The organism is Pseudomonas sp. 31-12 (assembly GCF_003151075.1).
Lineage (GTDB): Bacteria > Pseudomonadota > Gammaproteobacteria > Pseudomonadales > Pseudomonadaceae > Aquipseudomonas.
This window is the reverse complement of the sequence record NZ_CP029482.1, coordinates 4,138,192-4,164,007: the sequence shown is the minus strand read 5'-3', so window position 1 is coordinate 4,164,007 and position 25,816 is coordinate 4,138,192. Positions and strand designations below refer to the sequence as shown.

General features: G+C 56.6%; 27 protein-coding genes and 3 pseudogenes. 14 read left to right on the top strand and 16 right to left on the bottom strand.

The window, feature by feature from the left end:
- Positions 1-18 precede the first annotated feature (18 nt).
- Complete coding sequence (locus DJ564_RS19660; RefSeq protein ID WP_109632577.1) at positions 19-513, top strand: cupin domain-containing protein; 495 nt, start codon at positions 19-21, stop codon at positions 511-513.
- A 14-nt stretch (positions 514-527) separates the two neighbouring features.
- Here the strand turns inward: DJ564_RS19660 and DJ564_RS19655 are convergent, their stop codons facing one another.
- Positions 528-1,445, bottom strand: coding sequence for a LysR substrate-binding domain-containing protein (locus DJ564_RS19655; RefSeq protein WP_109632575.1), 918 nt, complete (start codon positions 1,443-1,445; stop codon positions 528-530).
- A 639-nt stretch (positions 1,446-2,084) separates the two neighbouring features.
- Here DJ564_RS19655 and DJ564_RS19650 point away from each other — a divergent pair.
- Complete coding sequence (locus DJ564_RS19650; protein ID WP_218277760.1) at positions 2,085-3,290, top strand: epoxide hydrolase family protein; 1,206 nt, start codon at positions 2,085-2,087, stop codon at positions 3,288-3,290.
- Between the two features lie 226 nt (positions 3,291-3,516).
- Positions 3,517-3,975, top strand: a complete 459-nt coding sequence (locus DJ564_RS19645; RefSeq protein WP_109632571.1) for a MarR family winged helix-turn-helix transcriptional regulator — start codon at positions 3,517-3,519, stop codon at positions 3,973-3,975.
- An 82-nt stretch (positions 3,976-4,057) separates the two neighbouring features.
- Here DJ564_RS19645 and DJ564_RS19640 read toward each other — a convergent pair whose 3' ends face one another.
- The 5 genes from DJ564_RS19640 to DJ564_RS19620 all read right to left on the bottom strand — a co-directional run bounded on the left by DJ564_RS19640 (position 4,058) and on the right by DJ564_RS19620 (position 7,560).
- A complete protein-coding gene (locus DJ564_RS19640; RefSeq protein ID WP_371921940.1) occupies positions 4,058-4,480 on the bottom strand; it encodes a hypothetical protein in 423 nt (140 codons plus the stop codon).
- Positions 4,481-4,621: 141 nt separating this feature from the next.
- Positions 4,622-5,653, bottom strand: coding sequence for an NAD(P)-dependent alcohol dehydrogenase (locus tag DJ564_RS19635; RefSeq protein WP_109632567.1), 1,032 nt, complete (start codon positions 5,651-5,653; stop codon positions 4,622-4,624).
- Positions 5,654-5,867: 214 nt separating this feature from the next.
- On the bottom strand, positions 5,868-6,296 hold the full coding sequence (locus DJ564_RS19630; RefSeq protein ID WP_109632565.1) for a nuclear transport factor 2 family protein: 429 nt from the start codon (positions 6,294-6,296) through the stop codon (positions 5,868-5,870).
- A 198-nt stretch (positions 6,297-6,494) separates the two neighbouring features.
- Positions 6,495-6,857, bottom strand: a complete 363-nt coding sequence (locus DJ564_RS19625) for a hypothetical protein (RefSeq protein WP_109632563.1) — start codon at positions 6,855-6,857, stop codon at positions 6,495-6,497.
- A 130-nt stretch (positions 6,858-6,987) separates the two neighbouring features.
- Positions 6,988-7,560: a chorismate mutase gene (locus DJ564_RS19620; protein WP_109632562.1), complete on the bottom strand. Its 573-nt coding sequence runs from the start codon at positions 7,558-7,560 to the stop codon at positions 6,988-6,990.
- Positions 7,561-7,751: 191 nt separating this feature from the next.
- Here DJ564_RS19620 and DJ564_RS19615 point away from each other — a divergent pair, with 191 nt between their 5' ends.
- The gene (locus DJ564_RS19615) at positions 7,752-8,657 is read left to right on the top strand and encodes a LysR family transcriptional regulator (RefSeq protein WP_256597434.1); all 906 of its coding nucleotides are present in this window, start codon (positions 7,752-7,754) and stop codon (positions 8,655-8,657) included.
- Positions 8,658-8,660: 3 nt separating this feature from the next.
- On the opposite strand, the gene DJ564_RS19610 is transcribed toward DJ564_RS19615, so the two are convergent.
- Both DJ564_RS19610 and DJ564_RS19605 read right to left on the bottom strand, forming a co-directional pair.
- Positions 8,661-9,062 carry a RidA family protein gene (locus DJ564_RS19610; protein WP_109632558.1) on the bottom strand — a complete coding sequence of 134 codons (402 nt, stop codon included), beginning with the start codon at positions 9,060-9,062 and terminating at the stop codon, positions 8,661-8,663.
- Positions 9,063-9,259: 197 nt separating this feature from the next.
- Complete coding sequence (locus DJ564_RS19605; protein ID WP_109632556.1) at positions 9,260-9,583, bottom strand: hypothetical protein; 324 nt, start codon at positions 9,581-9,583, stop codon at positions 9,260-9,262.
- 218 nt (positions 9,584-9,801) lie between these two features.
- On the opposite strand from DJ564_RS19605, the gene DJ564_RS19600 reads away from it, so the two are divergent.
- From DJ564_RS19600 to DJ564_RS19585, 4 genes are all read left to right on the top strand, one after another.
- A complete protein-coding gene (locus DJ564_RS19600) occupies positions 9,802-11,352 on the top strand; it encodes a DUF2235 domain-containing protein (RefSeq protein ID WP_109636117.1) in 1,551 nt (516 codons plus the stop codon).
- Positions 11,352-12,008 (top strand): DUF2931 family protein, encoded by a 657-nt coding sequence (locus DJ564_RS19595; RefSeq protein WP_109632554.1) that lies wholly within the window; start codon positions 11,352-11,354, stop codon positions 12,006-12,008. Before DJ564_RS19600 ends, DJ564_RS19595 begins: the two co-directional genes overlap by 1 nt.
- A 237-nt stretch (positions 12,009-12,245) precedes the next feature.
- Positions 12,246-13,919: a tetratricopeptide repeat protein gene (locus DJ564_RS19590; RefSeq protein ID WP_109632552.1), complete on the top strand. Its 1,674-nt coding sequence runs from the start codon at positions 12,246-12,248 to the stop codon at positions 13,917-13,919.
- Between the two features lie 337 nt (positions 13,920-14,256).
- Positions 14,257-15,102, top strand: a complete 846-nt coding sequence (locus DJ564_RS19585) for an AraC family transcriptional regulator (protein ID WP_109632550.1) — start codon at positions 14,257-14,259, stop codon at positions 15,100-15,102.
- 46 nt (positions 15,103-15,148) lie between these two features.
- On the opposite strand, the gene DJ564_RS19580 is transcribed toward DJ564_RS19585, so the two are convergent.
- On the bottom strand, positions 15,149-15,658 hold the full coding sequence (locus tag DJ564_RS19580) for a YkgB family protein (protein WP_109632549.1): 510 nt from the start codon (positions 15,656-15,658) through the stop codon (positions 15,149-15,151).
- Positions 15,659-15,914: 256 nt separating this feature from the next.
- Here DJ564_RS19580 and DJ564_RS19575 point away from each other — a divergent pair, with 256 nt between their 5' ends.
- On the top strand, positions 15,915-16,736 hold the full coding sequence (locus DJ564_RS19575) for an SDR family oxidoreductase (protein WP_109636116.1): 822 nt from the start codon (positions 15,915-15,917) through the stop codon (positions 16,734-16,736).
- Between the two features lie 43 nt (positions 16,737-16,779).
- Here DJ564_RS19575 and DJ564_RS19570 read toward each other — a convergent pair.
- The 3 genes and pseudogenes from DJ564_RS19570 to DJ564_RS19560 form a co-directional block, all read right to left on the bottom strand.
- Positions 16,780-16,998 (bottom strand): annotated as a pseudogene (locus DJ564_RS19570) (MAPEG family protein); the annotation flags it as partial.
- A 151-nt stretch (positions 16,999-17,149) separates the two neighbouring features.
- Complete coding sequence (locus tag DJ564_RS19565; RefSeq protein WP_109632547.1) at positions 17,150-17,731, bottom strand: hypothetical protein; 582 nt, start codon at positions 17,729-17,731, stop codon at positions 17,150-17,152.
- A gap of 215 nt (positions 17,732-17,946) precedes the next feature.
- Positions 17,947-18,079 (bottom strand): annotated as a pseudogene (locus DJ564_RS19560) (EamA/RhaT family transporter); the annotation flags it as partial.
- Between the two features lie 7 nt (positions 18,080-18,086).
- Between DJ564_RS19560 and DJ564_RS19555 the strand changes: the two are divergent.
- Positions 18,087-18,233: pseudogene (locus tag DJ564_RS19555) on the top strand (LysR family transcriptional regulator); the annotation flags it as partial.
- Between the two features lie 176 nt (positions 18,234-18,409).
- Here DJ564_RS19555 and DJ564_RS19550 read toward each other — a convergent pair.
- The 3 genes from DJ564_RS19550 to DJ564_RS19535 form a co-directional block, all read right to left on the bottom strand.
- The gene (locus DJ564_RS19550; protein ID WP_371922083.1) at positions 18,410-18,709 is read right to left on the bottom strand and encodes a hypothetical protein; all 300 of its coding nucleotides are present in this window, start codon (positions 18,707-18,709) and stop codon (positions 18,410-18,412) included.
- A 118-nt stretch (positions 18,710-18,827) separates the two neighbouring features.
- A complete protein-coding gene (locus DJ564_RS19545) occupies positions 18,828-19,502 on the bottom strand; it encodes an NADPH-dependent F420 reductase (protein ID WP_109632543.1) in 675 nt (224 codons plus the stop codon).
- A gap of 353 nt (positions 19,503-19,855) precedes the next feature.
- Positions 19,856-20,386, bottom strand: a complete 531-nt coding sequence (locus DJ564_RS19535) for a cupin domain-containing protein (protein WP_109636114.1) — start codon at positions 20,384-20,386, stop codon at positions 19,856-19,858.
- Positions 20,387-20,601: 215 nt separating this feature from the next.
- On the opposite strand from DJ564_RS19535, the gene DJ564_RS19530 reads away from it, so the two are divergent.
- The 4 genes from DJ564_RS19530 (at position 20,602) to DJ564_RS19515 (ending at position 24,579) form a co-directional block, all read left to right on the top strand.
- Entirely contained in the window at positions 20,602-21,198 is a 597-nt protein-coding gene (locus DJ564_RS19530; RefSeq protein WP_109632541.1) for a DUF4157 domain-containing protein, read from the top strand.
- A gap of 456 nt (positions 21,199-21,654) precedes the next feature.
- Complete coding sequence (locus DJ564_RS19525; RefSeq protein WP_109632539.1) at positions 21,655-22,089, top strand: hypothetical protein; 435 nt, start codon at positions 21,655-21,657, stop codon at positions 22,087-22,089.
- Entirely contained in the window at positions 22,086-23,546 is a 1,461-nt protein-coding gene (locus DJ564_RS19520) for an ATPase domain-containing protein (protein WP_109632537.1), read from the top strand. Before DJ564_RS19525 ends, DJ564_RS19520 begins: the two co-directional genes overlap by 4 nt.
- Positions 23,547-23,556: 10 nt before the next feature.
- Positions 23,557-24,579: a HAMP domain-containing sensor histidine kinase gene (locus DJ564_RS19515; protein WP_109632535.1), complete on the top strand. Its 1,023-nt coding sequence runs from the start codon at positions 23,557-23,559 to the stop codon at positions 24,577-24,579.
- On the opposite strand, the gene DJ564_RS19510 is transcribed toward DJ564_RS19515, so the two are convergent.
- Positions 24,562-25,662, bottom strand: a complete 1,101-nt coding sequence (locus DJ564_RS19510) for an alpha/beta fold hydrolase (protein WP_109632533.1) — start codon at positions 25,660-25,662, stop codon at positions 24,562-24,564. The two genes, DJ564_RS19515 and DJ564_RS19510, sit on opposite strands and share 18 nt — an antisense overlap.
- Positions 25,663-25,816 lie beyond the last annotated feature (154 nt).

Genomic DNA, 25,816 nt, shown 5'->3' with positions numbered 1-25,816 from the left:
TTTCTCAGGGTGCCTCTCATGATTCAGAGCATGATGAAAACTGCTTGCCTGACAACGCTTCTTGTCGTGGGTGCAGCAATATCGGTTGTCCAAGCACAACCCTTACCGCTGGGTAAAACCGGCGCTTTGTATAACGAAGACGTGGAGTGGCGTAGTTTTGCGGCGTTTCCGAAAGAAGTAAAACTGGCTGTCCTGGTCGGTGATCCTGCCAAGCCAGGCCCCTACGTTGTGCGAGTCAAAGTGCCGAACGGCACGAAATTAATGCCCCATACCCATCCTGAAGACCGTATCTACACCGTAGTGTCCGGTGTGTTTTATATCGGCTTCGGTTCTGTGTTTGATCCGGACAAACTGGTCGCTTATGGCCCGGGCAGTGTAGTGGTGCTCCCGGCCAATACTCCGCATTTTCATTGGGCCAGGTCGGGGGAGTACATCTCTCAGGTTTATGGAACAGGTCCCTTGGGGCTTGAGTACATTGATAGCCGTGACGATCCTCGTCATGCGTCAAAGTAAATAAGAAAAGCGGCTCACCCTTTGGCTCGGTGACGCAAGCGCGAGTACGAAATCAGCATGCTGGTCAGTTCCTGCGTGACTTGGGTGAAGGGTGACACCCGGCGGCTGATCAGACACACCTCACACGACGCCAACAGCTCCGGAATCGAAATGCTTATAAGCGATGAGGAAAACAGCTTCATGCCGGGAAGCATGCCGGGCTCCAGGGTCAGGTAATCCGTCTCGGAAATGATGTGCAGGAGTTCCAGCAGCGATTCGGTCGTGATCGCGATCTTCGGTGGCGGTAAGCCGTGGGCTTTGAACCGCTCGATCAGATGGTTCTCCGCGCTGCCGACGACTCCCGCCGGCCGGACGCTGATCCACTGGCAATCGGCCAAATCGCGCACTGATCGAGCACTCGCCAAGGGATGGCCCTTACGCGCAATGACGCTGGTTTTCGAGCTGTAGAGCCGCTCGATGTTCAGGTCTATATCGCAGACGTCGGGACTCAGTGGACCCATCACAAAGTCGAGCCGGCCAGCGCGAATCATCTCGATCAGCATACGGGTCTTTCCGCTGGCGACGTGCAGCTGCACGTTAGGAAAACGGTGGGTAAAACTGCTGAAGACCGGCATCAAGCACGCAGCCATGGGTTCCGCTGTGACACCCAAGGCGATCTGGCCCTCAGGCGTTCCATTCCACTGGCGGACGTCTTGTACCGCGCGATCGCAATCGAGAATGATCGAGCGTGCCCGGGTCAGGAAAACCTTGCCGGCCAGGGTCAGGCTGATGCCTTGATTGGAGCGCATCAACAAGGTGACCCCGAGCTCTCTTTCCAGACTTTGAACCGACTCTGTCAGCGTGCTTTGGGCAACGTCCAGTTCTCGCGCCGCGGAACGAAAGCTGCCCCTGTCGACCACTGAGCAGAACGCTCGTAGCTGGATCAGCTTCATGAAGCCGTGATCCAGTTGTTGCCGTTGTGGCCACGGGAAGCGTGATGGGTGTTGCTCAACAGGGTGCGGCTGCTTCCGGTGTTCATGGCTGGATCTCCAAACGGCAGTGTTGTGATGGCTTGTTATCGTAATCGATTAGATCGCATACGATGTATAAATATTCTCCCAAAGACCTGGTGATGTCAAAGCGGACGTTGCGCCTTGGCGACGAGCGGTGTGGGCGGAAAAACCGAAGGTGATCGCTTTTTCCGTTCTTCTCGACCGCTTGATCGCGCCTATAAAATCAGTCCTGTCAAATAGTTACGTGATTTTCTGCTATTTGAATCTCAATAAAAATCTCAAGGAGTCATCGATGAGCAACATTGAAAAAGTCGGCGTAATTAAACTTCCTGCTTTGTTACCCAGGCTATAAAAAACACCGCTCAGGTTTGTTACAGCTCCCGCGATAGATACCTATTTGTCGTTATTGTCCCGTGTTTGAAAAATACGGCCCGCGTGTGACTTCGCGACGTAGAAGCCTGTATGCCAAAAACTCTAAAACTACTTTCCCTGACCAGACGTAACTTCTGCGGCGCTGCTGCAGTGGCCTGTGCCGCTGCACCGCTAGGGTTACTCGGTTTATCAACCAGGACTGACGCTATGACCAATACTCCAACAAAAGCCGATAGTGTTTCCGCTGAAATACGGCCCTTTCATTTCAGCGCCAAAGAGTCTGAACTTGCAGAGTTGCGTAGACGGATAGAAGCAACAAGATGGCCGGACAAGGAAACAGTCAATGATTCCTCCCAAGGTGTACAACTGGCGACGATCCAGAAACTGGCAAGGCACTGGGCGACCCAATATGACTGGCGGGTAATCGAATCGAAAATAAACGCCGTTCCAAACTTCATCACCCATATTGATGGCCTGGATATCCACTTCATTCATGTCCGCTCGAAACACGAGAATGCGCTACCCCTATTGATGGCGCACGGCTGGCCCGGGTCGGTGATCGAGTTGATGAAAGTCATTGGGCCACTCACCGATCCCGCCGCGCATGGCGCCAGTGCCTCCGATGCGTTCAGCCTGGTGATTCCATCGATGCCGGGTTACGGCTTCTCGGAGAAACCGACCGGGCCCGGTTGGAATCCCGATCGTATCGCCGATGCCTACATCGAGTTGATGAAGCGTCTCGGCTACACAACGTATGGCGCGCAAGGTGGCGACTGGGGTTCTATCGTTGTCGACCTGATGGCTGTAAAGGCGCCACCTGGCTTGATCGGTATTCATTCGAACATGCCCGGCGTCATCCCGCCTGAACTGGATGCTGCGTTATTTCGCGGCGAGCCTGTACCCAATGGTCTTTCTGAAGAAGAGAAGCGCGCGGCCGATCAACTCGCCAATACGTACAAGCACATCGGTTACGCCATCATGATGGGGGATCGGCCGCAGTCGCTGACAGGCCTCAATGATTCACCGGTTGGGTTGGCGGCCTTCATGCTTGATCATGATCCTAAAAGCTACGAGATGATTGCGCGATCCATTGACGGGCAACCGGAAGGCCTCACACCGGATGACGTCCTCGACAACATCACGTTGTTCTGGCTGACCCAGACGGCCGTTTCCTCGGGGCGGCTCTATTGGGAAAACAAGTCAACATTCTTTGCCGTCAAGGGCGTCAACATCCCGGTCGCGGTGAGTGTGTTTCCTGATGAACTGTATACGGCGCCGAAAAGTTGGTCGCAGAAGGCGTATCCCAAACTCGTGCATTACAACGAACTTCCCAAAGGCGGGCACTTTGCTGCGTGGGAGCAGCCGGCGCTGTTCTCGCAGGAAGTCCGGGCCGGATTTAAATCGCTGAGGTAAGTGCCAAACCCACAGGCATCGAAGAACTGATCTTGCAATGATCAGAATGGCTCGGTTCGGATCACGTGAAAGTGATCCGAACCGAGCAACCCAGGGGCATCGGTGAACCAGTCGTCGGCCATCACAGTGTTTAGGACGGACGACGCAGCGAGCACTTCCGATACCATCGCATGCGATGTATAGTCGAATCTTGCAGTCTATCCGTCTTTGGCCACAGAGAATGCTCATGAAACCCACCAAAAAGACAGCTGCCCTCGACTTGAAGCTTTCCGACTTCCTGTGTTTTGCGGTCTATTCCTCCAACCTCGCTTTTGGCAAGGCTTACAAGCCAATGCTCGAACGGCTCGGGCTCACCTACACGCAATACATCACCCTCGTTGTGCTGTGGGAAGAAGACAACCAGACTGTAGGGAGCCTCGGCGAAAAGCTGTTCCTCGAATCCAACACCCTCACGCCAATCCTGAAGAAACTGGAAGCGATGGGTTACTTGCTACGCCAGCGCGACCCGGAAGACGAGCGCCAGGTACGCATCAGCCTCACAAACGAGGGACGAAAACTGCGTGAAGGCCTTACGGAAGAAGGCTTCCCGCAAACCGGTCTTGATCCCGACGAATTCGTGCAAATGCAGCAAGCCATTGTGAAATTGCGGGACAACCTGATCCGTACTACGAAAGACAGGGAATAAGCCGTTTCGAATGCAGGGGACGAGGCGTCCCCGACTGACTCAAAACAATGAATTTGCCCCGTTATCGCATTCTCTCCAGTGGCTACTTCACTGCGCCAGCCGGCCTGATATCGCCGCAAAAAATATCGACGTTGCCATTCGCCGGAGCCGTTCGCACGACGATGTAATGCTCGTTGGCAAGCAGATCCGGCAGGGCGATCGGTGCGCTTCTTGAGAACGACCAGCCGCGTACCGCTTCGCGCTTGGTATTGACCTTGTCGTTCATTGCAAAGGCCACTGGCCCGGGTTGCTGGCAGCTGCCTTTATGAATGAAGCTGTAGAGACGCAAGGGCAGGGTCGCTCCGCTTGGAGCACCACTGATGAAGAAGCTGAGCCCGGTTTGTTTGTCCCAGCTTGTCAGCGTTACATTGCCGATCTGCCCGGTGTTCTGTCGGGTGGCAACCAGCGGGACAGACACGCCATGGTCGGTTGAAATGGTGCAGCCGCACAGGCTTGCGCTGATCATCAGGGTTGCAAGCGAATGTCTGGGGATCATTGCCAACTCCTGCGTAAGAACTGCAAGGGGTGATTAGCGGGTGCTGCTGGGGATGAGGCTATCGACGGATTGAGGCTCGGGTGCCTGGTTATCCATATCAGCGTTGGTCCTTCATTTGCTCGCATCCAGCACCACGCGGTAACGCGCCTTGCCGCTGCGCAGGTGATCGATCGCTTCGTTGACCCGGCTCATGGGAAAAAGCTCGACCTGCGGCAGGATCTGATGACGTGCGCAGAATTCCAGCATGGTCGCCGTGGTACTCGGCGAGCCGACCGGCGAGGCGGACAGGGTCTTTTGTTGGGGGATCAGGTTGAACACATGCACGGGAATAGCGTCGGGCACGATGCCGACAAAGTGCAGGCGCCCCTTGCCGCGCAGGGTGGCGAGCATGGCCGTCCAGTCGAGGTTGGCGTTGGCCGTCACCAGCAGGAAATCCAGGGTGCCGGCAATGGCTTTCAGCGAGTCGCTGTCGGTCGAGGCGACGACGTTGTGCGCGCCCAGGCGCCGGGCTTCGTCGGTCTTGTTCAACGACGAGGTAAATGCGGTGACCTCGCAGCCCCAGGCGTTGAGAAAGCGAAGCGCCAGATGACCGAGGCCGCCGATGCCCACCACGCCGACCCGATCAGTGGGTTTGACGCCGAATTCCACCAGCGGATTGAACACCGTGGAGCCGGCGCAAAACAGCGGACCGGCCATCGACGGGTCGAGTTCGCCCGGTATTGCCAGCGCCCAGGCCCAGTGCGAACGCAGGCGATCGGCAAAACCGCCGTTGCTGCCGATGATGGTGGGTTTGGCGGTGCCGCACAGATGGTGGGCGCCGCCGATGCATGATGAGCAATGCATGCAACTGCCCTTGTACCAGCCGATGCCCACCCGTTGCCCCACCTGGAGACCGCGGACCTGCGCACCCACTCGCACAATGCTGCCGACCACCTCGTGGCCAGGGATAAAAGGGTAGCTGCTGACGCCCCATTCGTTATCGATCAGCGACTGGTCGGAGTGGCAGACGCCGCAATATTCCACCGCAACTTCCACCTCCTCATCCCCCAATTGACCGGGGTCGTAGCTGTAACGCTCCAGTGGCGCGCCGGCGACCATTGCGGCCCAGCCGGTGAAGGACGTGACTTCGGTGCTATCGCTCATGGGAGACCTCCAGATCAGGAGACACAAGGGGACTGCTCAGACGTCGCCGCGGAGCAAGGGAAGTGCGGCGACCGCATGAAAGGATAGTCCGGGATCTGGAACCAAGGGCGCGGCCCGACAATCAGTTCTTCCGGGTTGCCGCGCCTTGATCGCGATCGGTACCCGCAAGCGAGGTGCCAGGCCGCAGCACCTCCCTGCGAACGATGCAACGCAATCAGGCTTTACTGGCCGCCAGATAAGCGCCAAGGCGTTGTCCCATTTGCTCTCCCAACGCTTGCAAGGCACTGAATGGGCGGACCATTACCTCGAACTCGACGATTTTCCCCTGTTCATTGAACCGGATCATGTCGATGCCCTTCAGCTCTTTGCCGCTGACTTTGGCGCTGAATTCCAGAACGACGCTCAGGCCGTCGGCGGTCGACAGTTCGCGGTGGTAGGTGAAATCCTCAAACACCTTGACGACCGTGTTAAGAATCATCGAAACCACGGGCGCTCCCGGGTAAGGCTTGTGAGCCATGGGCGAGCGGAATATCGCTTGTGGGTCCAACAATTCGGGCAGGGCGCTCAAGTCGCCCTTGAGGATCATGTCGTGCCATTGGCTCAGGGATTTTGCGGCGTTGGGATGCAGGTTCAGTTCAGACATTTTCAACTCCTGTATTTTTGTTGTTCTGTAAAACGCTCCGGTGTGGCACATGCAGTGTCGCCTGATGGCTTGCCGCAAGACTTGAATAGTGCCGCGAAGATCGACTGGAGGCTATGCGAATGTACTAAAAGTAGCTCACGAAAAAGCCCGGCTGGTTAGGCCGGGCTTTTTGTTGGGTACCGCTGTAAAGCCATTCATTCAGGCGACGCGGTTTTCGAGCAGACGGTCAGAACCACCTTCAGCGACGCGGTTTTCGATCAAACGGTCAGAGCCACCTTCAGCGACGCGGTTTTCGATCAAACGGTCGGAGCCACCTTCGGCAACGCGATTTTCGATCAGACGGTCGGAGCCACCTTCGGCAACACGGTTTTCGATCAGACGATCCGAACCACCTTCAGCGACGCGGTTCTCGATCAAGCGGTCGGAACCACCTTCAGCAACGCGGTTTTCGATCAGACGGTCGGAGCCGCCTTCAGCGACAACCGGGTGCGCAGAAGTAGCGGCAAAAGCGTTAACTGCAAAAACCGAGAAAGCGATGCTGAGAAGGAATTGGCGTTTCATGATTTTGTGCTCCGGGGTGTAGTTGTGTGGTATGGCGCTGATGTTACGCCCCGGAGTTTTTAAGAGAACTTCATTGAGTTAATGGTGACTATTGATGCAGTCAATGGCTGCACAAAACGGCGATTCCCTGTCATTGATCCGCGACACACAGCTCCCCGGTAGCGCGTATAAGAGCCTGACCATGCAGTTGATCTTTGATCAAACCGGCTCGCGCCTCGCCCAGCCAGTCCGGGCAGTTCGGATCTTTGCGATAGGGCTCAAACTCGGCGTATTGCTGCAGCAGGCGACTTTGCAGCTCATCCAGCTGTGGCCTGATCTGCTTGGTGAGGTCCGGCCGCGGTGTGTCAGGCGCCTTGCCGGCTGCTCGCCAGTTCGCGAGCAGCCCGTATTGCACAAGCTTGTTGGCTTCAATCTGTGCAGCGATCAACTCGGCGACCTGTTCCGGGTCCAGTTTTCGTTTAACGGCCAACTTCCTGGCATTGGAGATGACTTGTGCTTCGCGGACACTGTCCTGAATCGCCTTGCCGCTGTCCCACTTGGTCAGCGCCACCAGATCAGCAATGTTCAGACGCTCGTTCATCGTCACCAGCAGCGGTTGCAAACTGGCGGGTGCCGGGGAGGGCGTGCTCGCCTGTGCGCCGCCAGCGAGTAAACCGATCAGGGCGCAAGTCAGCAGCTGCGGGATGCGTGGGGAGCAGGGCATAAGCAAAACCTCATTAGAGCTCGTTATTTTCAATCAGGTGATGTGTATCACAAGCGGACGCCAAGCATACAACGCTTGGAGCCCCTGCTGAGTTAGACTCAAACGCAGAACAAACCTACTGATTTCAGTCATCAATGTGCAGATTCATGGACAGTAAGGCTGGATGTTCATCATCAAGCGGGTAGACCACAGTGAATCAACTTTTAGCAATGCGTGCTTTTGTACGTGTTGTGGAAACAGGATCTTTCAGCCGGGCTGCCGACCAACTGGCGCTTCCACGTTCGAAGGTCAGCAAGTTGATCACCGACCTCGAAAAGCACCTTGGCATCAAGCTGATGCACCGAACTACCCGCGCAGTCGCCGCCACATCGGACGGGCTGGAATACTACAGTCATGCAATGCGCCTGATTGCAGAACTAGATTCCGTGGACACCGCCGTCCGTGGTAAAAAACTCAAGCCTGGCGGGCATCTGAGGATTGATGCGCCAGCCTCATTCGCCAATTGCCTGCTGATACCCGCGTTGCCTGATTTTCATCGCGAGTATCCCGATATCACCGTCGCTTTAGGCATCAGCGACCGACCAGTGAATATCGTCGGCGAGGGCGTGGATTGCGTGATTCGTGCGGGTGAACTGGATGACATGACAATGATCGGTCGCAAGCTTGTCGACCTTCACTACGTCACCTGCGCGGCCCCCGCTTACCTCGAACGCATGGGGATGCCTTCTACCCCGAATGATCTCCAGACTAACCATGTTCAGGCAGGCTACTTCTTTGCCACGACGGGGAAACCGGAACCCTTGATTTTCGAGAACGGCACTCATCGATATGAAGTCGGTGACTGCGAATTTTCGACGAATGACGGTAATGGCCTTAAAGAAATGATGCTCGCGGGACTCGGTATCGGGCAGCACTTCAGGCGCATCGTTCAGCCTTGTCTGGACGCCGGCGAGTTAGTGGCCGTTTTGGAAGACTGGTCTCGACCCGCCATGCCGTTTCATGTCCTCTATCCACCCAATCGACATCAAAATGCCCGGCTGAAGGTTTTTATCGATTGGGTGATTCAGACATTCCGAGAGGCGTCGCCCGCTCATTGAAACTCAAGGAACAATGGCGGTAACGCGGATTTCAATGCGCATCGTTGGCAGTCCAAGTGACGCGACTCCGAGTTGCGTCCAGATGGGAGCGTGGTTGGGCATGTAATGCCGATATAGCCTGGCCATCGTCTCGTTAACTATCGGAGGGAAACCTGCGACATGGTAAGAATTGACGTGGACCACATGCTCCCAACCGGCACCTGCCGTCGCCAGGGTTCGCTCCAGGTTTTGAAACGCCTGAACAATCTCGTCCTCGATCGATTCGGGGATCTGCAGATCGTCATCCCAACCGCCCTGGCCGGAAGTCTCAACTCGATTGCCGATTTTTAGCGCTTGAGAGTAATGCAATGCATTGAGCAGGGTTTCCCCGTAGCCGGGCGTAACAAAAAACTCGGGCTTGTTCATTTTGATCCTCTGTTCAAGTTCATGGCAGGTAGAGGCTTCTACCCGCTGTTGATGCTAATAGACTGAAAAGAGGATCAATAGCCGCTAAAGCTGTCATGACTATCCATGTGCGTGGATAGTTGAAATAGCGTGGTGCGCGAAAAAGCCCGGCTGATTAGGCCGGGCTTTTCGTTGAGTACTGCGGTGAAACCAATCATTTATGCGGCGCGGCTTTCAATCAGTCGGTCAGAACCACCTTCAGCGACGCGGTTTTCGATCAGTCGATCAGAACCACCTTCGGCAACGCGGTTTTCGATCAGACGGTCGGAACCACCTTCGGCCACACGGTTTTCGATCAGGCGGTCAGAACCACCTTCAGCGACGCGGTTTTCGATCAAACGATCCGAACCACCTTCAGCCACACGACTTTCAATCAGACGATCCGAGCCGCCTTCAGCGACAACCGGGTGAGCAGAAGAAGCGGCGAAAGCGTTAACTGCGAAAACCGAGAAAGCGATGCTGAGAAGGATTTGGCGTTTCATGATGGTGTGCTCCGGGGTGTAGTTGTTTGGTATGGAGGCGATCTTACGCCGCGGATTTTTTATGAGAACTTCATTGAATTGATGGTGACTATCGACGACGGCAATGTATGGACAACACTCAGTTCCAGTGGGTGATGGCCTCTGGCTACGCATTGCTTGACTGGATCCACAGTGGCACCCTCAGCGCCCGCTGTACCAAGGAGCCAGGTGATCAAGGAATGAGTGGATACGTCCCCAACCCCCCGAAAAACTATCGATACGACGAAGCCAAACCCGTCGACATCCATGCCCAACGCTGGGCGGAATACGAGAAACACGGCAAGGCACCGGCGCCTGCGAAAGAAAAAGTCAGGGTTGCGCTGCGCATTGGGGTGTTCTTTGACGGGACGCTGAACAATGCGGGTAACTCGGCTTCGGGATTATTGTGTGGTGCCCATCATCCGATTCGCCCGGAAGACGTCGACGCGAGCTGCAAGCCGTATATGGCGGATCCCGAGGGGAGTTATGGGAATGATGTGAGTAACGTTTCCAAGTTGTTTGATCTCTACCCCGCAGCGAAAGACGTCGAGGGTGAAGGTACCGTCAGACTCTCCTTACGCAGCCTCTACGTTGAGGGCATTGGTACGACCGGAGGAGCAGAAGATAAGTTAATGAATGCAGCCACCGGACGTGGTGACACCGGTGTAGCGGCCAAAGTCCAGCAAGCATTTTCCGACCTGAATGACTTGATAAAAGAACTCATTGATAAGAGTCCTGGTTGCGAAATCACCTCGCTGACCTTCGACACCTTTGGCTTCAGTCGGGGTGCCGCGGCGGCCCGGCACTTTGCGAATGAGATAGTGCGTTGCAAGCAAGGACCGTTAGGGGAAGTGCTACGTAGAAACCCCAAAGGATTCAGTTCCAGCTTTGGCAATCAGTTCAACACCGAAATCATCATGGGCTTTGTCGGTTTATTCGACACCGTACCTTCCGTGGCGGGACTGACGAATTTTGGAAATATCCAAAGCCCGGTTGCTCCTGGGATCAAACTATATCTGGATCGCCGATACTTTACCGATGTGGTCCAACTTGTCGCACGTGACGAACACCGAGCGAATTTCGCATTGAGTACAGTTGTTCCCGCTCATCCGGAAATACCTTTACCCGGCGTGCATTCAGATTTAGGTGGTGGCTATCGCGAAGTCGTGGAGGAGTGTGTGCTGGTTAATCCAATGCAAGCGCTTACGGTGCCGCATGGTACGGATATCTGCTCCACTTCCATTTACCTGGATGTCCAACAACAGAAAGCAAGCATGGTGGCCAAGGGGTGGCCCGAATTTATGCTGGAAATTGTGATCCCGACGCCAAGCGTCGCGCCTGATTGGGAGCAGGAGAAGTCAGGACCGAAAAAGTTGAGGGTGTATGCAGGCTTGCAGCTCAAGCGGACGGTCAGTAGCAAACTGGCTGTAATTTACCTGCGTTTGATGCATAAATTGGCCAAGGAGAAAGGTGTGCAGTTTGAGGTGATCGACGAGAATGACCCCGCTTATAGCGTGCCTCCTGAACTTCAGCCTTTCTGTGACAGAGTACTCGCTGGTGAGTACAAGCCAGAACCCGATGAAGAAGAACTATTGAAACTCAAATACGTGCATATGTCCGCCAACTGGAACAACCCCATTGGTGGAAGCCGTGAGCAGGGCATAACTCTCCGATACGCAAATGCACCCACCGACGACGGCTTACGGGTGCGTCATCCTCACGTAGCTGATTCCCTTTGGAGAACATTTTGATGCGCGCATTGGTTTTTTTGCTGGGCGCACTTCTGATCTCCGCTTGCCAGGCCGCAGCACCACCTTCTGGTAAAAACGACCCGAAGAATCAATGGTGGAGCCTCAGTTTTGTCGAGCCCACCTATATGAAGGTCTGGGTCGAAGACACGGCAGTTGAAGACATCAACGGGAAGCTGTTTCGCCGTACCGGTGGCGGTACAGCAGCAAGTGATGAGCCCGCAGGTGACGCTGCGTTTGCTCGCGGCTGGGGCGAAAAAATCAGCAGTAGCACTCGCGGTGTAGTCGGTGCGGATTTGCCCAAACGTATTTATGTTCGTTGGCAGTCGGTAGTCGAGCCGCAAACTTATCGAGCATGGGTCGACATTCCTGAAGAGGCTCGACAAATCTTGCATGCCTCAGTGAATGAACGTTGTCCATCCAGTTCTGAGGAGACGGCCAACTACAGAGCCAAGGTTTATCTTGGGCTCGCACCTGGAGGCATCGTGCAGGTGTGGGTACTGGACAAATGTATGAAATCTATCAAAGTTGCCCACGCCCAAGCGGAGATTGAGCCTTTGGGGCCTCACCTTGGGAAATCTGGGGGCAAATATTATCCGCTATCCGAAAAGTCAAAAAACTACGTCAAGAAGTACGGCATCCCTTACGGCAGTTGGTAAGACCCAACACACCAACAAAAAACGGGCGCCTCCTTGGCGCCCGTTTTCATTTACTCCACAAACCCGGAATATCAGCCGTCGCAAACCTGTCGTCGGCTACACCGCTCACCCACGATCGCAGGGCTATGCTTTACCTCCTCAGCTATCAACGGTCTCCAGGAAATCAGCCCGCTACATCCGTCCCCGTCTGCCAGCATTTCCTGCGAGGTTTCATGCTCTGGTCGAGAGGGTAAACCGATGCACGACTATTACGATCTGGGCACCTACAGTCGCCCGGTGACAACGAGCTCACCCGAGGCCCAGCTCTGGTTCGACCGCGGTCTGATCTGGTGCTACGGCTACAACCACGACGAATCCATCCGCTGTTTCCACAAGGCCATCGAACACGACAGCGATTGCGCGATGGCCTACTGGGGCATCGCTTACGCCTCGGGCCCGAACTACAACAAGCGCTGGGATGCCTTCATCGAACAAGAGTTGAAAGAGGCCGTGGCCCGTGCCCGACTGGCAACGCACACCGCGCTGGCACATATTGACGGGGCTAAACCGGTGGAGCAGGCACTGATCCGGGCGCTGGAAAAACGCTACCAGGCTGATGAGGCGACCAGCCTTGAGCAACTCTTCGCCTGGAACGACGCCTATGCGGCGGCCATGCGCGATGTCTACAAAACCTTCCCTGATGATCCCGACGTTGTGGCGTTGTTTGCCGAAGCGTTGATCGACCGCACGCCCTGGCAGTTATGGGACCTGAAAACCGGCACGCCGGCACCGGGCGCCGACACGCTGGAGGCGGTGGCGGTGCTGGAGACTGCGCTGCGACGGATGGAGCAGCACGGCGATGCGCCCCACCCGGGCGTGCTGCACATGTACGTCCACACGATGGAAATGTCGCCTTACCCGGAACGGGCGTTGCGCGCCGGCGATGTCCTGCGCGACCTGGTGCCGGACGCCGGGCATTTGCGCCATATGCCGTCGCACATCGACGTCCTGTGTGGGGATTACCGTGGGGCCATGATCACCAACAGCCGGGCGATCCAGGCGGACAGCAAATACCTGCAACACGAAGGGCCCATCAATTTCTACACCCTGTACCGAAGCCACAACTACCACTTCAAACTTTATTCGGCGATGTTCCTCGGGCAGTACCAACCGGCCCTGGACGCTGCCGATCAACTGACCGCGACGATCAAGGAAGAACTGCTGCGCGTGGAGCAGCCGCCCATGGCCGACTGGCTGGAAGGTTTCGTGTCGATAAAGGTCCACGTGCAGATCCGCTTCGGCAAATGGCTGGACATACTCGCCACGCCGCTGCCGAACGACCAGGCACTGTACTGCGTGACCACCGCGATGCTGCATTACGCCAGAGGCGTGGCGCACGCGGCTTGCGGGCATGTCGCCGCGGCAGAAACCGAACAGCAGCTGTTCATCAATGCACTGACCCGAGTGCCGCCAACCCGCTACATCTTCAACAACACCTGCCTCGATATCCTGGCGGTGGCCGGCGCTATGCTGCGCGGCGAAATCGAGTACCGCAAAGGCAACCACGACAGCGCATTCGCCCATCTGCGCGAGGCACTGGCTCTGGACGACAACCTGCCTTATGACGAGCCGTGGGGCTGGATGCAACCGGTCCGGCACGCACTCGGCGCGCTGCTTCTGGAACAGGGCAGGGTAGAAGAAGCCTTGCAGGCCTATCGGGCCGATCTCGGACTGGACAACACACTCAGCCGCGCGTCCTGGCACCTGGACAATGTGTGGAGCCTCCACGGTTATGTGGAATGCCTGAAACGCCTGGGACGGGACGCTGAAGCCGCGGCGGCCAAGACCCGGCTTGACCTGGCCATGGCCCGGGCGGATGTGGAGATTACGGCATCGTGTTTTTGCCGGGTTGGGGAGCGGTGTTGCAAGTGATGCACAAGAGCCCGGAGGGTCAGGCCGAAACGCTGTGCACTTAAGACAATCTTCAGGCGAGCAAGAACCTGTGGCGAGGGGATTTATCCCCGTAGGGCTGCGAAGCGGCCCCCCGCGTCCGTTCAGACAGACCAAGTTGTCTGGATTTACGACTGCTTCGCAGCCGAACGGGGATAAATCCCCTCGCCACAAATGTGAGTGCCAGCGCTTAAGTGGACAGCATTAAACGAGTCAGGCCGGGCTTTTCGTTGACCGCCGAATGGAAAATGAGCCCAATCGGACCGCAAACCCTCGGTGATATGCTACCGCGTGTCTACATCCCGCCCAGAGATCACTCATGGATCGATTGTCTACCTTGTTGTCGCAGTTCGGCGTGCGCGCAAACCTCTTCTACAACGGCAAGCTGTGCGGCATGGCGGCATATGATGGTGCTGACCAGCGCGGTCATGTTCATCTGCTTCAGGCCGGTGCCGTCACGTTGCTGGGACTCGATCGCAAGGACGTGCGGCTGACCCGGCCCAGTCTGATTTTTCTGCCACGCCCGCGCCGCCATCAACTGTTCGCCGGTGAACCCGAGGGGGCTCAACTCCTGTGTGCGTCAATGGAGTTTGAGGGCGGTGTCGATAACCCGTTGTCGGCTTCGTTACCCGATCTGTTGGTGCTGCCCCTGGATGAGCTACCGATGCTGGCCGATACGCTGAAATGGATGTTCGTTGAGGCTGCGGGTGGACATTGTGGCAGGGAGGCCGCATTGGATCGCTTGTTCGAACTGCTGATCATCTTGTTGTTTCGGCATCTGCTCGATCACCACCAGTTGCACACCGGATTGATGGCCGGACTGGCCGATTCGCGCCTGGCGCGCTCGCTGGTCCAGATACACAACGCCCCTCATCGTCCCTGGTCGATTGCCGAACTCGCGAGCGAGTCGAACATGTCGCGAGCGGCCTATGCCGTGCATTTTCGGGCCGTCATCGGGCAGACACCGGCCGATTATCTGTTGAGTTGGCGTATCAGTCTGGCGCAGAAGCGTTTGCGTGAAGGGCGACCGATTACGCTGATTGCCGCTGAGGTCGGTTATGAAAGTCCTTCGGCGCTTGCCCGCGCATTTCGGCGCAAGACGGGCTACAGCCCCCGGGACTGGATGAAGGATTCGACAGGAGAGGGAGAAGGGAAAATGGCCTGAAAACATCGAGCGGTTTCAGGCCATTCCGGGAGGACACATCATCGTTTTATCGGTTTTCCAGCGCAGTCAGTGAATGTCCGGCCACGAACACCGAAGCGGCAAGCAACCCGATGTCTTTCAGGAGAAACTGACCAGGCGCAACCGAAATGGCGGGGAAACCGAGGCCGGGTTCAATCACACCGGGTGTCGAGAACATGAAGCTCAAGGTGGTGAAAAACAGCCCGGCAGACAACGCACCACCGATCAACGACAGCTTGGGTGACAGAAGGCGGCCTGCAATCAGCACACCGATCGAGACTTCCAGGATGCCGAGCAGACTGGAGAACGTATCGACACTGAAAATGTTGTAGACCCAACCCAGGAAAGGGCTGTTGCTCACCAGCGGCACCAGGCCCTCGGCTTCATAGTGCGTAAATTTCATGCCGCCAAACCAGAAGTAAATAATGGCCAGTGCAGCGTAAGCACCGTAGGTACCGATCGCCGTGGTTCTAGCCCCGAGCGAAAATTTCTGAGCGACGCCGTTCGTTCTGGAGTTCTCAATGTTCAAGGTAGGCATGATTCAGGCTTCCAATAGTGTGGGGATTCAAACCCAGCGCGGTTTACGTTGGGAGTGGACACAGTGTTGCCTTTGATCCCACGCCCGTGGCTTCTGAACGTATTGAGAACGGTGCAGATCGTCTTGATTCACGACAGGACTTGAAGAGGAGGGCTTCTAAACCTCCTGGCCCGCACATAATCGCCCGCCGCTCTGAGTGCATAAGTGGCTGAGGTGGCCGGACATGAAAACGACCCAAGGGAGTTACCGCATTACTATGGCTAATAAACTCACGTCCAAGACTGCGATCGTTACCGGGGCGGCCCAAGGGATTGGTGCGGCGATTGCGCGACTCTTCGCGCAGGAGGATTGCTTTGTCTATGTCACTGATATCAACGACGAACTCGGCAAAGTCGTTGCAGACTCGCTCGGTGATCACGCCAGCTATCTGCACCTTGATGTGCGGCGGGAAGAAGACTGGCAGCGAGTGACGGCGCAAATCCTGAAGGCGCGCGGCAGGCTGGATGTATTGGTGAACAACGCGGGGATCACCGGATTTGAGCGAGGCTTCGTTCGACACGACCCGGAGCATGCGCGTCTGGAGGACTGGCACGCAGTGCATCAAACCAATCTCGATGGTGTATTCCTCGGTTGCAAGTACGCCATTCGCTCCATGCGGCAGCATGGGGCAGGGTCCATTATCAACATCTCCTCTCGATCAGGCTTGGTCGGCATTCCTGGCGCCGCGGCTTATGCCTCGTCCAAAGGCGCAGTGCGTAACCACACAAAGACAGTGGCGCTCTACTGTGCCGAGCAAGGTCTGAACGTTCGGTGCAACTCGATTCATCCAGCGGCCATCCTCACGCCCATGTGGGAGCCCATGTTGGGCACAGGCGTCGATCGTCAAGAGCGAATGGCCGCACTGGTTCGAGATACTCCACTTAGACGGTTCGGGATGCCCGAAGAGGTTGCGGCACTGGCACTGCTACTCGCCTCGGATGAAGCGACGTACATGACCGGCAGTGAGTTCAACATCGATGGCGGCCTATTGGCGGGTACGGCTGCGACGCCCACCGTCGTGGGTGACAGCGCAGACTAGTTCAAAGGGCTTGGGGTGCGGTGCGATCGTAGAGCGATGCTCGTCACATCCCGTAGTAAGCGGCCATGACTATCAGCGCGAAAAAACACACCATCTGAACGCTGAAAAAGGCAAAACGAACTGCCACGAACGCATCGGTTTGCACATGGCATACGTGAACCAGAGACTGGCACACACGAGCGCTCAGGACGATTGTCGACAGTTGGTTCACTGCCGGGCCTTCGACACCAAGAGCCGAAATCAGGACCACGATCACGATAAAGGTGTTGAAGGTGAGGGTGTCCCCCAGATAAAAGAATAGCGCGCCGTTCAAAGCGTTTCTCTAAATCCCCTCCCGAGGGGGCGAGTTTGCGCCTGCCCACTGAGGTACCTGCCGGTATTCTCACCTCTAGGCTTCGTCCCGTGTGTCGATGCTACGTCAGCTCAAACCGCTCTAACGAATAATCCTTACCTGCCAAGGTAAGTTCAAAAGTGGTGGCACCAAACGTACCGCGTGTCACTTTTTGCTTTACGAGACGTTTGGCTTGGAGTTGTTTTAGCCCGGCTTCAACTTCTAATGTGCTGAGTGAGACAAGTTTGCAAATTGAGTTTAAGTTTGCAATTTTTCTGAAGTTTGCATGATAGGCCAACGCTTCCATCAGTAGCGTTTGGTTATCTGTCAGTCGTGGAAACTGAGGGTTGTTCATCTTGTAAACTTTTCGCTCTATTTCATGTAACTCGTCGTAATCTCCATCAGTGTGGCGGGCGTAGTAAATCGCTACAGACAGGGTGCTGATTAAAATCGCGATAATTATCAGCAGCGACCAATTCGGCATTGGCGTTTCCAGTAAAATCCAATCCCGCAAACGTAGCAGCCAGCTCGTGGTATCTGCCATCCATGGCAGGTCGTAGTAAGGGGCGAGCAGCTTTATGGCGCCCCAAGCGGCAAGGAAAAATCCAGCTGAACAGGCCATAGCCTTGAACGTGAACGGGGGGTGTTTGCCTAGTGCTGCCATGTTAATCGTCTCTAGTACAGAAACAGGTGTTGTCAGCATAGCAGCGCAAAAGTGATTATCTGGCCTGCAAGGTCGGCTTTTGGCCGATTTTCAGCCTTTCAGCAAGCGCCATTTCCAACCCGAAATATCCATCATTTTTGTCGCCGAACCTGCCGAGCCTCCGACTGCACCACCATCCAGATTCCAACCCCGGACACCACCATCCCTGACACCATTTGCCATCGGCAGCAGGTTAGCGAGCAGCGCCGAAAGGCCCGCCGGCACACCCAGAGCGATGCCTTGTATGACGCCGGCCAGATAGCCGGCCATGGCCAGAAGACCGATGCCGGCATTTTTCAGCAGCGCGGCAGCGCAGGAATATGCCGCCCATGTCATCCGCGACATCCTGCCGACGTTCGCCGCCGCCTGGCCCAATGTGGTGCTGGAGTTGAAGACAGCGCCAAGTGACTCGCTGCGTGACCAGGTCCAGCGTGGAAAGCTTCAGGCCGCTGTGATTGCCCAACATCGGCCCTAGCTCAATGGCATTGCGGGCAAAGCTGCACTACCGTGTAGGTGTAAGCCCTCGTGCCGCAGTCCTATTCTGGTTGAGAGGTGGGTTTCATGAACAACATCATCTACATCGTCGGGTTAGTCGTGGTCGTCGTGGTAATCCTGTCGTTCCTCGGGTTCGCGTAGGTTTCAATTCCTGCACTCCGCCAACACCACTTGGCAGGTATTGGGCGTGCCGCCGGATCGGCCGGCATAGCGAATGCAATTATTCAGGGATTTTTGGCGCGCCATGCTCAAGGTGGAGCCCCAGGCCAGGCCGCCTTCGCCGGCGGTGGGGAGCGCTTTGGCATAGCAGGCCGAGCCGACGTTTGAGGCCGAATAGCGAGCAGTGGAAGCTTTGCCTGAACATCCTGCGATCAGCGCCAGGCTGATGGCGAGCAGGGAAGGGATGAGCCATGGCGAACATTGGCGTGCTGCTTTTCTAACGATCATCCCGTTTCCCCTGTATCAAGAGGCGTGTCTGGGTCCTGCTCTATTGAGATTAGACGGTGTTGGGCCCGGGCCTGTGTCGGTTTCAACATGCAGTGAGCTTCAGTCCGGCATTGCGCTAACGTCCCAGCTTTTGCTTCAGATCGGCCTCAGTCCAGACGCCGCTTAGCGGGCCGCCCGGCAAACCTTCATTGGCTCGCGCCAGCGGGAACAACACCGGTACAAATCCAGCATCACGCACTAACCGGGCACCGACATCCCGCGCCTGGGCATCGTCGGCGAAAACGGGAAGCGCCTTGTCTTTGCCCGACAGGTCTTTCATTGAGGCAGAGCCAATGGCGTTGAACGCTCGCGCCAGGTGCATGCCGGGCAAATATTGCTGGTCTGCCGAGGCGACGCCCAGATCCAGCGCCTTGCGCCCGATGTCTCCGTCTCGACCGCTGAAGGGGTTGCTGGTGCTGAACAGCACTTTGCCGTCCAGCTTGCCTTTCAGCTGTTCGGACAGCGCCGGCATTGCGCCGTAGGGAACACTCAGTACGATCACATCGCCCCATGTCGCCGCATCGCCGACCGTGCCCGCCTGAGCATTGGGACCGGCCGCCTTGACCAGGTCCACCAACTCCTCGGGGTGGCGTGACGAAAACATCACCGAATGCCCGGCCTTTACCCATAGCGTGCCCAGCGTACCGCCGACCTTGCCGGCGCCAATCACGCTGATCTTGAGGGTGTCCGCCATCGCCTGGCTGGCGCAGAGGATCAGGACGGCGAACATCAGAGAGAAGATTCTGGACATGCACTGCACTCCTCGGTTGCAAAGCGGTCGTGGAATAACCGTAGTAGAGACAGCGTACAAACGATGCGCTCGAACAGGGATATTTGATGGACGGAGTGGGGCAGGTTCAGTAGGGGCAGCTATTGTCTATGTGTTCACTTCGCCAGTTGCCGCCCAATCAGCTCGTCCCTGAGGCGGCTGGCGGGGTGGACTCTCTTTTGAGCTTTCATAGCTCTTTTGAGCTTTCATAGCTCTTTTGAGCTTTCATAGAGGGCAGGCTGCTAAGAGACTGTGGCATGCGGAACGGATTTACCCCTACGGCTTCAAAGTCTTCAGCGCAAAGGTCCGCACCGTTCGTGATTGCCCCCGGCCTGTCAACGCTGCCCAGCCCAATACTGATGCACTGCGACCTGTGAGCCTTGCACCGGGTCCTGATCGGGAAATGGCAACGTATCGATGCTCGTCAGTTGAGCCTTGGTGGGCGCCTCGCGGCAGATATCGGCCTGCTGACCCGGCGGATAAGCACCCACGACCAGAAAGTCTGCGCTGGAACCCAAATTGCAGTGACCGGTGCCAGCCGGTAGTAGCAATACGTCGCCAGCGTTGACTTCAAGTACCTGTCCATCCGGGCCGCCCAGCATTAACCGGGCCTTGCCGCTGACGATGCCAAGCACTTCATGACCTTCGGTATGGTAGTGGTGGTAGCTGTAAACCCCGTCTCGCCAATGAGGTGGCCAGCCATTGGCGTTGAAGGTTTGCTCGAACAGCGCCGCGGGGTCGTCGCCCTGAACGGCAATCGCGTTGGGGTAAATGAGTACCGGCAGGCGCGGGTTGTTGGGAACCCATTCATTGCGTTCAAACATCAGGGCTTGCACGGTACCGGTCGCAGCTTGCGAGTTGTTCATAAAGGTTGCAGTCATGGCAATGTCCTTGAAGCGAACAGGGTGTGAGGGGGTACGCGTTGGCCCTCCTTATGCGCTAGACGATGCGAATGATGTGTGAGTTCAACGTTGCGGGCCAACGGCGATTCCAGGCAGAGGTAAGGAGGACCGCAACACTGACGGGGTTGCTGGGACTACGCTGAAACTATCTCGCGCAGCGTCCGCCCCAGGAGCGCCCAATGCCGCCCATCACCACGCGCCTGGTGGCGCTGTTCGTTCTTTACCTGACGCTCGAAGTGCCAGCCCAGGACAACGCCTGCCCAGCTGGCGAGAAACAAGTGTGCCTGGACGAATGCATCTGCTTCCCAGACCTGGGGCCGCTGCTGGGCCCTTTGCCTGATGACATCTACCAGATTGCGTCCCCGGCCCTGGCGATGTGGCTGACCCAAGCTCGTGCTGATGCGGCCGTCAACGGAACTCAACCCATTCCACCGCACATCCGGGAGAAACTGCTGCGCTGGTACGACCCCCGCGTCCTCGATGCCGCACGCTACAAAGTCAGCGACAACGGACAATTCAACGCCGCCACCGCCATGCTGCAAAACCCCGATGTCGGCGCCGTGACGCTGATTGACATCATCCTCTTCAGGGATGCGCAAACCGCTGAAGAGAACATCGCGCTCTGGGCCCACGAACTCAAGCATGTGCAGCAGTATCAGGAATGGGGGGTTGAAGGGTTTGCCCAGCGATATACACAAGATTTCAATGCGGTGGAGGCGCCGGCTTATGCCATACAAGCCGAGGTCAGGCGGTGGGTGCGGGACGGGACGCTCTGAAGGGGAGTGGATGCGCTGACCATGTTAAATCATGTAGCGCATTTCCAATGATCACTTAGCGAGTGCAAGTACTAAGAGTGCATTCGGTATCAGTGCTGCGTAAATGTGCAAGGGGTTTTGTGATAGTGGCGGATCCGAATCACCCTGAGCACGAGGCAATGTCGGAGTTGTATGAGGATGATGGGTTCGATCCGACGGCGTTTGACTGCGAGTGGGTCAATCAATGGTTGAAGCAGGCGAAGGTCTGATCAGCAGTCGTGCGCCCAACTCGTCTCGTAGTAGCAAGGCTTCTGGTGGTTGTGCCGCGATAGCAATTCGTCCTCGTAAACCTGATGGCATCCCATACGGCTGATAAATCATTGGAAATGACAGTAACGATAGTCTCTAGTCAATTGAGTCTCTCTGATTCGTTATAGGGTGTACCATCGGGCTCTGTCCATCAGAAATCAGTTAGCCATGTCCGCGCTAAACGAAGAGAGCCGCCAGATCGTAGCTTCTCTGGCGCACCGGGTTGGCCCTAATGCTGATACTGCAAGGATCGCCCAAGCGATTGTCTCAACCTTGCAGAGTATGGATGCAGCCCTCACCCCCATTATTGGCCAGCAAGGGGTTGCCGCGCTTTACCGGCGCAGCCTTCATCTGTGCGCCTCCCAACACCCGGGTGTGGCTCATATATCTGATCGTGTGCAAACCGCGCTGGATCTGAATGTTCTAAATTCTGAACTCGTTTCAGAAAGCGAAGAAGATGCCTTGTTTTTTGGTGAAGTGCTGCTCACCACCTTCTACCAACTGCTGACTACGCTGATCGGGCCTTCGCTCACCGCACGCTTGCTCCGTGACGTGTGGAATCCTTCTTTGAGCGACACATCTGCGCAGGAAAATTCGCCATGAGCACCAAAGTGACTATCAACCGTCTGGCCACCGGAGTGCCAGGACTGGACGAGGTGCTGGGCGGGGGATTGCCGGAGTTTTCGTTCAACCTGATCGCCGGCCCGCCTGGCTGTGGCAAAACCACCCTGGCGCATCAAATGATGTTCACCCTGGCGACGCCCGAGCGCCCGGCACTGTTCTTCACCGTGCTCGGCGAGCCGCCGTTGAAGATGCTGCGTTATCAGCAGCAATTCGACTTTTTCGACAACGAAGCGATCAATCAGTCGATCCGTTACATCAATTTGGCCAATGACACCTTGGCCGGGGATTTGGACGAAGTGTTACGGCGCATCGTCGCTGAGGTTGAGGCGTACTCTCCGTCGCTGGTGTTCGTCGACTCGTTCCGTTCGGTGGTGCTGGCGAGCCAGACCCAGGACAACCCCAATAATAACTTGCCGCAGTTCGTTCAGCAGTTGGGCATGTTAATGACCACTTGGCAGGCAACAACCTTCTTGATCGGCGAATACTTCACCGAAACCGATACCAATCCGATTTTCACCGTCGCTGATGGCTTGATCTGGCTGCGTCAGAGCGTCCAGCGCAACTCCATGGTGCGCAAGATGGAGATCATGAAGATGCGCGGTCAGCCGACGCTGCCGGGGCTGCACACCTTCCGTATCGCCGCCTCCGGCATCAAGGTCTTCGCGCCGCCCCCACTCAACCGGGTTGAAGCGCCACTGAAGTTTCCGATTCAGCGCCTGAAAATGGGCGTACCGCAACTCGACGAGATGCTCGGCGGTGGCTTGCCCCGTGGATACTCCTTGCTGGTGGCCGGGCCGTCGGGTTCGGGCAAAAGCATCCTGGCGTCAACCTTCCTGGCCGAAGGCGCGCGCAATGGCGAAACTGGCGTCATCGCGGTGTTCGAACAAAGACCCAATCACTCCCAGAACGCCACCCTCGCGGGTCTTATTCAGAGCGGGCTGGTGGCTCTGGTGGACAGCCGTGCACCGGATTTGTCCATCGACGAAATCGTCCAGCTGCTGTTGAGTGAGATCAGCCGTCTGAACGCCACTCGCGTGGTCATCGATTCGCTGTCCGGCTTCGAACTGGCGCTGGCGCCGACCTTCCGCGAAGATTTTCGCGAATCGTTGTCGCGCATGGTCACGGCGCTGACCAGCGTGGGCGTCAGCGTGTTGTTGACCTCAGAGCTGGAAGACCGCTACACCGACCTGCGCTTCAGTCCTTACGGCACGGCATTTCTCACCGACGCAATCATCGTCCAACGCTATATTGAAGTGCAGAGTCGCTTGTTACGCATCATGGCCGTGGTCAAGGTTCGGGCCAGCGCTCACTCCGATGAACTGCGGCTGTATCGCATCGACAATGACGGTTTGCAGATCGGGGAAATGTTGCCGGATAAAGAAGGATTGCTTGGGGGACGACCTACCCAGCAGCGTTTGGGCACAGTCGAAGGATGAGCAAAATATCATGAGTGAAGCCGACGGCAACAATGAGCACGCGCTAGCCACTGCAGCACGCGAACTGTTCCTGCTCGGCCGCAAAACGGTCGCGGCGCGGGCGGTGCTCGCGGCAGTGCATAAGGAACTCAACCAAGCCAGTACCCATCTCGTCGATAGCCAGCAGGTCGAGCAACTGATCGAAGCCAACCAGCAGTTGGTGCTGGCAATTCTGTCGGCGCAGTCGGATGCTGAAAGTCCGAAATTCGCTCAATCAGAGCAGCAAATGTACCTGGAGATGCGCGAAGCCAACGAACAATTGGTGATAGCTGCGCTTAGCGCACAAGACCTGCAGGTTGCAGCGGAACATGCGCTGGAGCAGCAACGCAACTTCCTCAACATGGTGGCCCACGAACTGCGAAATCCTCTGACCCCCATCAGCATGATTGCAGGCAGGCTAGTGCGTGTGCCAAGCGAAGAGTTGCCCCGCATGCAGATGTTGATCGAAGGTCAGGTGAAGCAAATGTCCCGTTTGGTGGAAGACTTGCTCGACATCGCCCGCGCCAGCACCGGCAAGTTTCGCCTTGATTGCCACATTGTCGATATGGCTCAGATCATCCATGAGGCCATAGACAACTGTATCCCGGTCATGGTCGCTCACAACTTGCATTTCAGCTCGGAACTGCCGGAGTGCGCACTGATGGTGAACGGCGATCGGGCACGCCTCACTCAAATTCTTGGCAATCTGCTGGGCAACGCAGCCAAGTACACGCCGGCGGATGGCGCAGTCATCTTTACAGTTACCGCCGAAGCCGACCTGCTCGAAATTCGCATCCGCGATACTGGCATCGGTATAACTTCCAAGGCGCTGCCGTTCATCTTTGAACCCTTTGTACAGGATGTTCACGCGGTTGGTTTCAATGGGGCAGGCCTGGGCATTGGTCTGACCGTGGTGCGTGAGTTGATCGAAGCCCACGGTGGTACGGTGACCGGCACAAGTACGGGAGAAGGGGAGGGAAGCGAGTTTATAGTGACATTACCCTTGATTCATTGATGCTTTTTTGGTCACTTGATCACACCGTTTGCATTTAGCCCCTATTTTGTAGATTGAGGACTGAAGAAACTCGTCGATCAGCGATGTAACTTGCTGTTGGATCACCCCACGTGGGCGAGCGTCGTCGCCATCCCGGCAAATGATGCCATCGCCGGGTACATCTTCTTCGAGCAGTACCTCTGCGCCAGGTTTGCACACCGACAAGAAGCTGAAGTGGCTTGCGTCGCTGATTTCGACGTAACGGCTTGACGCCGCAGGCAGGCGTTTGGCCAGGTTGGCAGACTCCAGTTCTGCGGGAAGGTCGCGCGACGGTACGCCGGCAGCGATCACCAGCACTGGTACCGACAGCGCGGCCAGGCTTTCGTCGGTCATGCCCCGTGAAAGGCCCAAGTCCAATGTAACCACAGCGGTGACGCGTTTATCGCGCCAATCGGCGGTTAACGCGGCCTTTGATTTTGAGGTGCCTGCGGGGTTCATCTTTCCATAGACGGTGCAGCTTGCTAACTGTGGGTGAGCTTTGCAGTCGTTGGCAAAGCGGTCTGGATCGAAGCGAGATCCGGCGATCTCAAGGGCGGTCCAGCCACCGAGTGAATGGCCCACCACTGCAATTCGGCCATCGGCGACCAAGCCGAATTTCTCAGGTTGAGTCGTGACGCTATCAATGGCTCGAGTCAAATCAACGGGCCGCTGCCATAACTGTGCCGCTGCTTGAGGGCTCCGGTCATGAGTGGTGGTGCCAGGGTGATTGATGGCGGCGACGATGTAACCCCTTTGAGCCAGAGCACTGGCAAGCCAGACCTGGTTGCTCCAGTTACCCCTGTACCCGTGGGAGAGCACCAACAGTGGATGCTTGCCAGGAGCGGGCGGTGCGTCACGAACGGCAGAAGCCCCGACGAACACCACATCATCGCCAATCATTTGCGTAGCGGCGGTCGTTGCACTGGGGTACCAGACGACCATCTCCAGTGCGCGGTTATTCTGCGAATCTGCCAGTGTGGAGGAGTGGAAGCCGACAGGGTTCTCTTCAGCGAGTGCGATGGTCGTCAACGAGGTCAACAGCAGGGCGGCAAAAGCTATTTTCAATGTCGTTTCTTCCTTGATTAGACAAATGCGTGGCAACCTGAATCCGCCGTTCGGCGCATTCACTTTCGGAGGGCGTCGAAGCTAATGTGGTTGCCCATAGGCACGGACATTAAAGCCCACATTCGAAGCGCCGCGCATAACTTTTATCGTCAGC

Bases quoted from the DNA above. Each gene is read 5' to 3' on its own strand.
- DJ564_RS19530 (WP_109632541.1), top strand. From the start codon at position 20,602: ATGCCGCCCATCACCACGCGCCTGGTGGCGCTGTTCGTTCTTTACCTG.
- DJ564_RS19640 (WP_371921940.1), bottom strand. From the start codon at position 4,480: ATGATCAGCGCAAGCCTGTGCGGCTGCACCATTTCAACCGACCATGGC.
- DJ564_RS19575 (WP_109636116.1), top strand. From the start codon at position 15,915: ATGGCTAATAAACTCACGTCCAAGACTGCGATCGTTACCGGGGCGGCC.
- DJ564_RS19565 (WP_109632547.1), bottom strand. From the start codon at position 17,731: ATGGCAGCACTAGGCAAACACCCCCCGTTCACGTTCAAGGCTATGGCC.
- DJ564_RS19515 (WP_109632535.1), top strand. From the start codon at position 23,557: ATGAGTGAAGCCGACGGCAACAATGAGCACGCGCTAGCCACTGCAGCA.
- DJ564_RS19600 (WP_109636117.1), top strand. From the start codon at position 9,802: ATGAGTGGATACGTCCCCAACCCCCCGAAAAACTATCGATACGACGAA.
- DJ564_RS19585 (WP_109632550.1), top strand. From the start codon at position 14,257: ATGGATCGATTGTCTACCTTGTTGTCGCAGTTCGGCGTGCGCGCAAAC.
- DJ564_RS19635 (WP_109632567.1), bottom strand. From the start codon at position 5,653: ATGAGCGATAGCACCGAAGTCACGTCCTTCACCGGCTGGGCCGCAATG.
- DJ564_RS19535 (WP_109636114.1), bottom strand. From the start codon at position 20,386: ATGAACAACTCGCAAGCTGCGACCGGTACCGTGCAAGCCCTGATGTTT.
- DJ564_RS19660 (WP_109632577.1), top strand. From the start codon at position 19: ATGATTCAGAGCATGATGAAAACTGCTTGCCTGACAACGCTTCTTGTC.
- DJ564_RS19525 (WP_109632539.1), top strand. From the start codon at position 21,655: ATGTCCGCGCTAAACGAAGAGAGCCGCCAGATCGTAGCTTCTCTGGCG.
- DJ564_RS19590 (WP_109632552.1), top strand. From the start codon at position 12,246: ATGCACGACTATTACGATCTGGGCACCTACAGTCGCCCGGTGACAACG.
- DJ564_RS19610 (WP_109632558.1), bottom strand. From the start codon at position 9,062: ATGAACAAGCCCGAGTTTTTTGTTACGCCCGGCTACGGGGAAACCCTG.
- DJ564_RS19520 (WP_109632537.1), top strand. From the start codon at position 22,086: ATGAGCACCAAAGTGACTATCAACCGTCTGGCCACCGGAGTGCCAGGA.
- DJ564_RS19625 (WP_109632563.1), bottom strand. From the start codon at position 6,857: ATGAAACGCCAATTCCTTCTCAGCATCGCTTTCTCGGTTTTTGCAGTT.
- DJ564_RS19580 (WP_109632549.1), bottom strand. From the start codon at position 15,658: ATGCCTACCTTGAACATTGAGAACTCCAGAACGAACGGCGTCGCTCAG.
- DJ564_RS19650 (WP_218277760.1), top strand. From the start codon at position 2,085: ATGACCAATACTCCAACAAAAGCCGATAGTGTTTCCGCTGAAATACGG.
- DJ564_RS19645 (WP_109632571.1), top strand. From the start codon at position 3,517: ATGAAACCCACCAAAAAGACAGCTGCCCTCGACTTGAAGCTTTCCGAC.
- DJ564_RS19655 (WP_109632575.1), bottom strand. From the start codon at position 1,445: ATGAAGCTGATCCAGCTACGAGCGTTCTGCTCAGTGGTCGACAGGGGC.
- DJ564_RS19595 (WP_109632554.1), top strand. From the start codon at position 11,352: ATGCGCGCATTGGTTTTTTTGCTGGGCGCACTTCTGATCTCCGCTTGC.
- DJ564_RS19620 (WP_109632562.1), bottom strand. From the start codon at position 7,560: ATGCCCTGCTCCCCACGCATCCCGCAGCTGCTGACTTGCGCCCTGATC.
- DJ564_RS19630 (WP_109632565.1), bottom strand. From the start codon at position 6,296: ATGTCTGAACTGAACCTGCATCCCAACGCCGCAAAATCCCTGAGCCAA.
- DJ564_RS19605 (WP_109632556.1), bottom strand. From the start codon at position 9,583: ATGAAACGCCAAATCCTTCTCAGCATCGCTTTCTCGGTTTTCGCAGTT.
- DJ564_RS19545 (WP_109632543.1), bottom strand. From the start codon at position 19,502: ATGTCCAGAATCTTCTCTCTGATGTTCGCCGTCCTGATCCTCTGCGCC.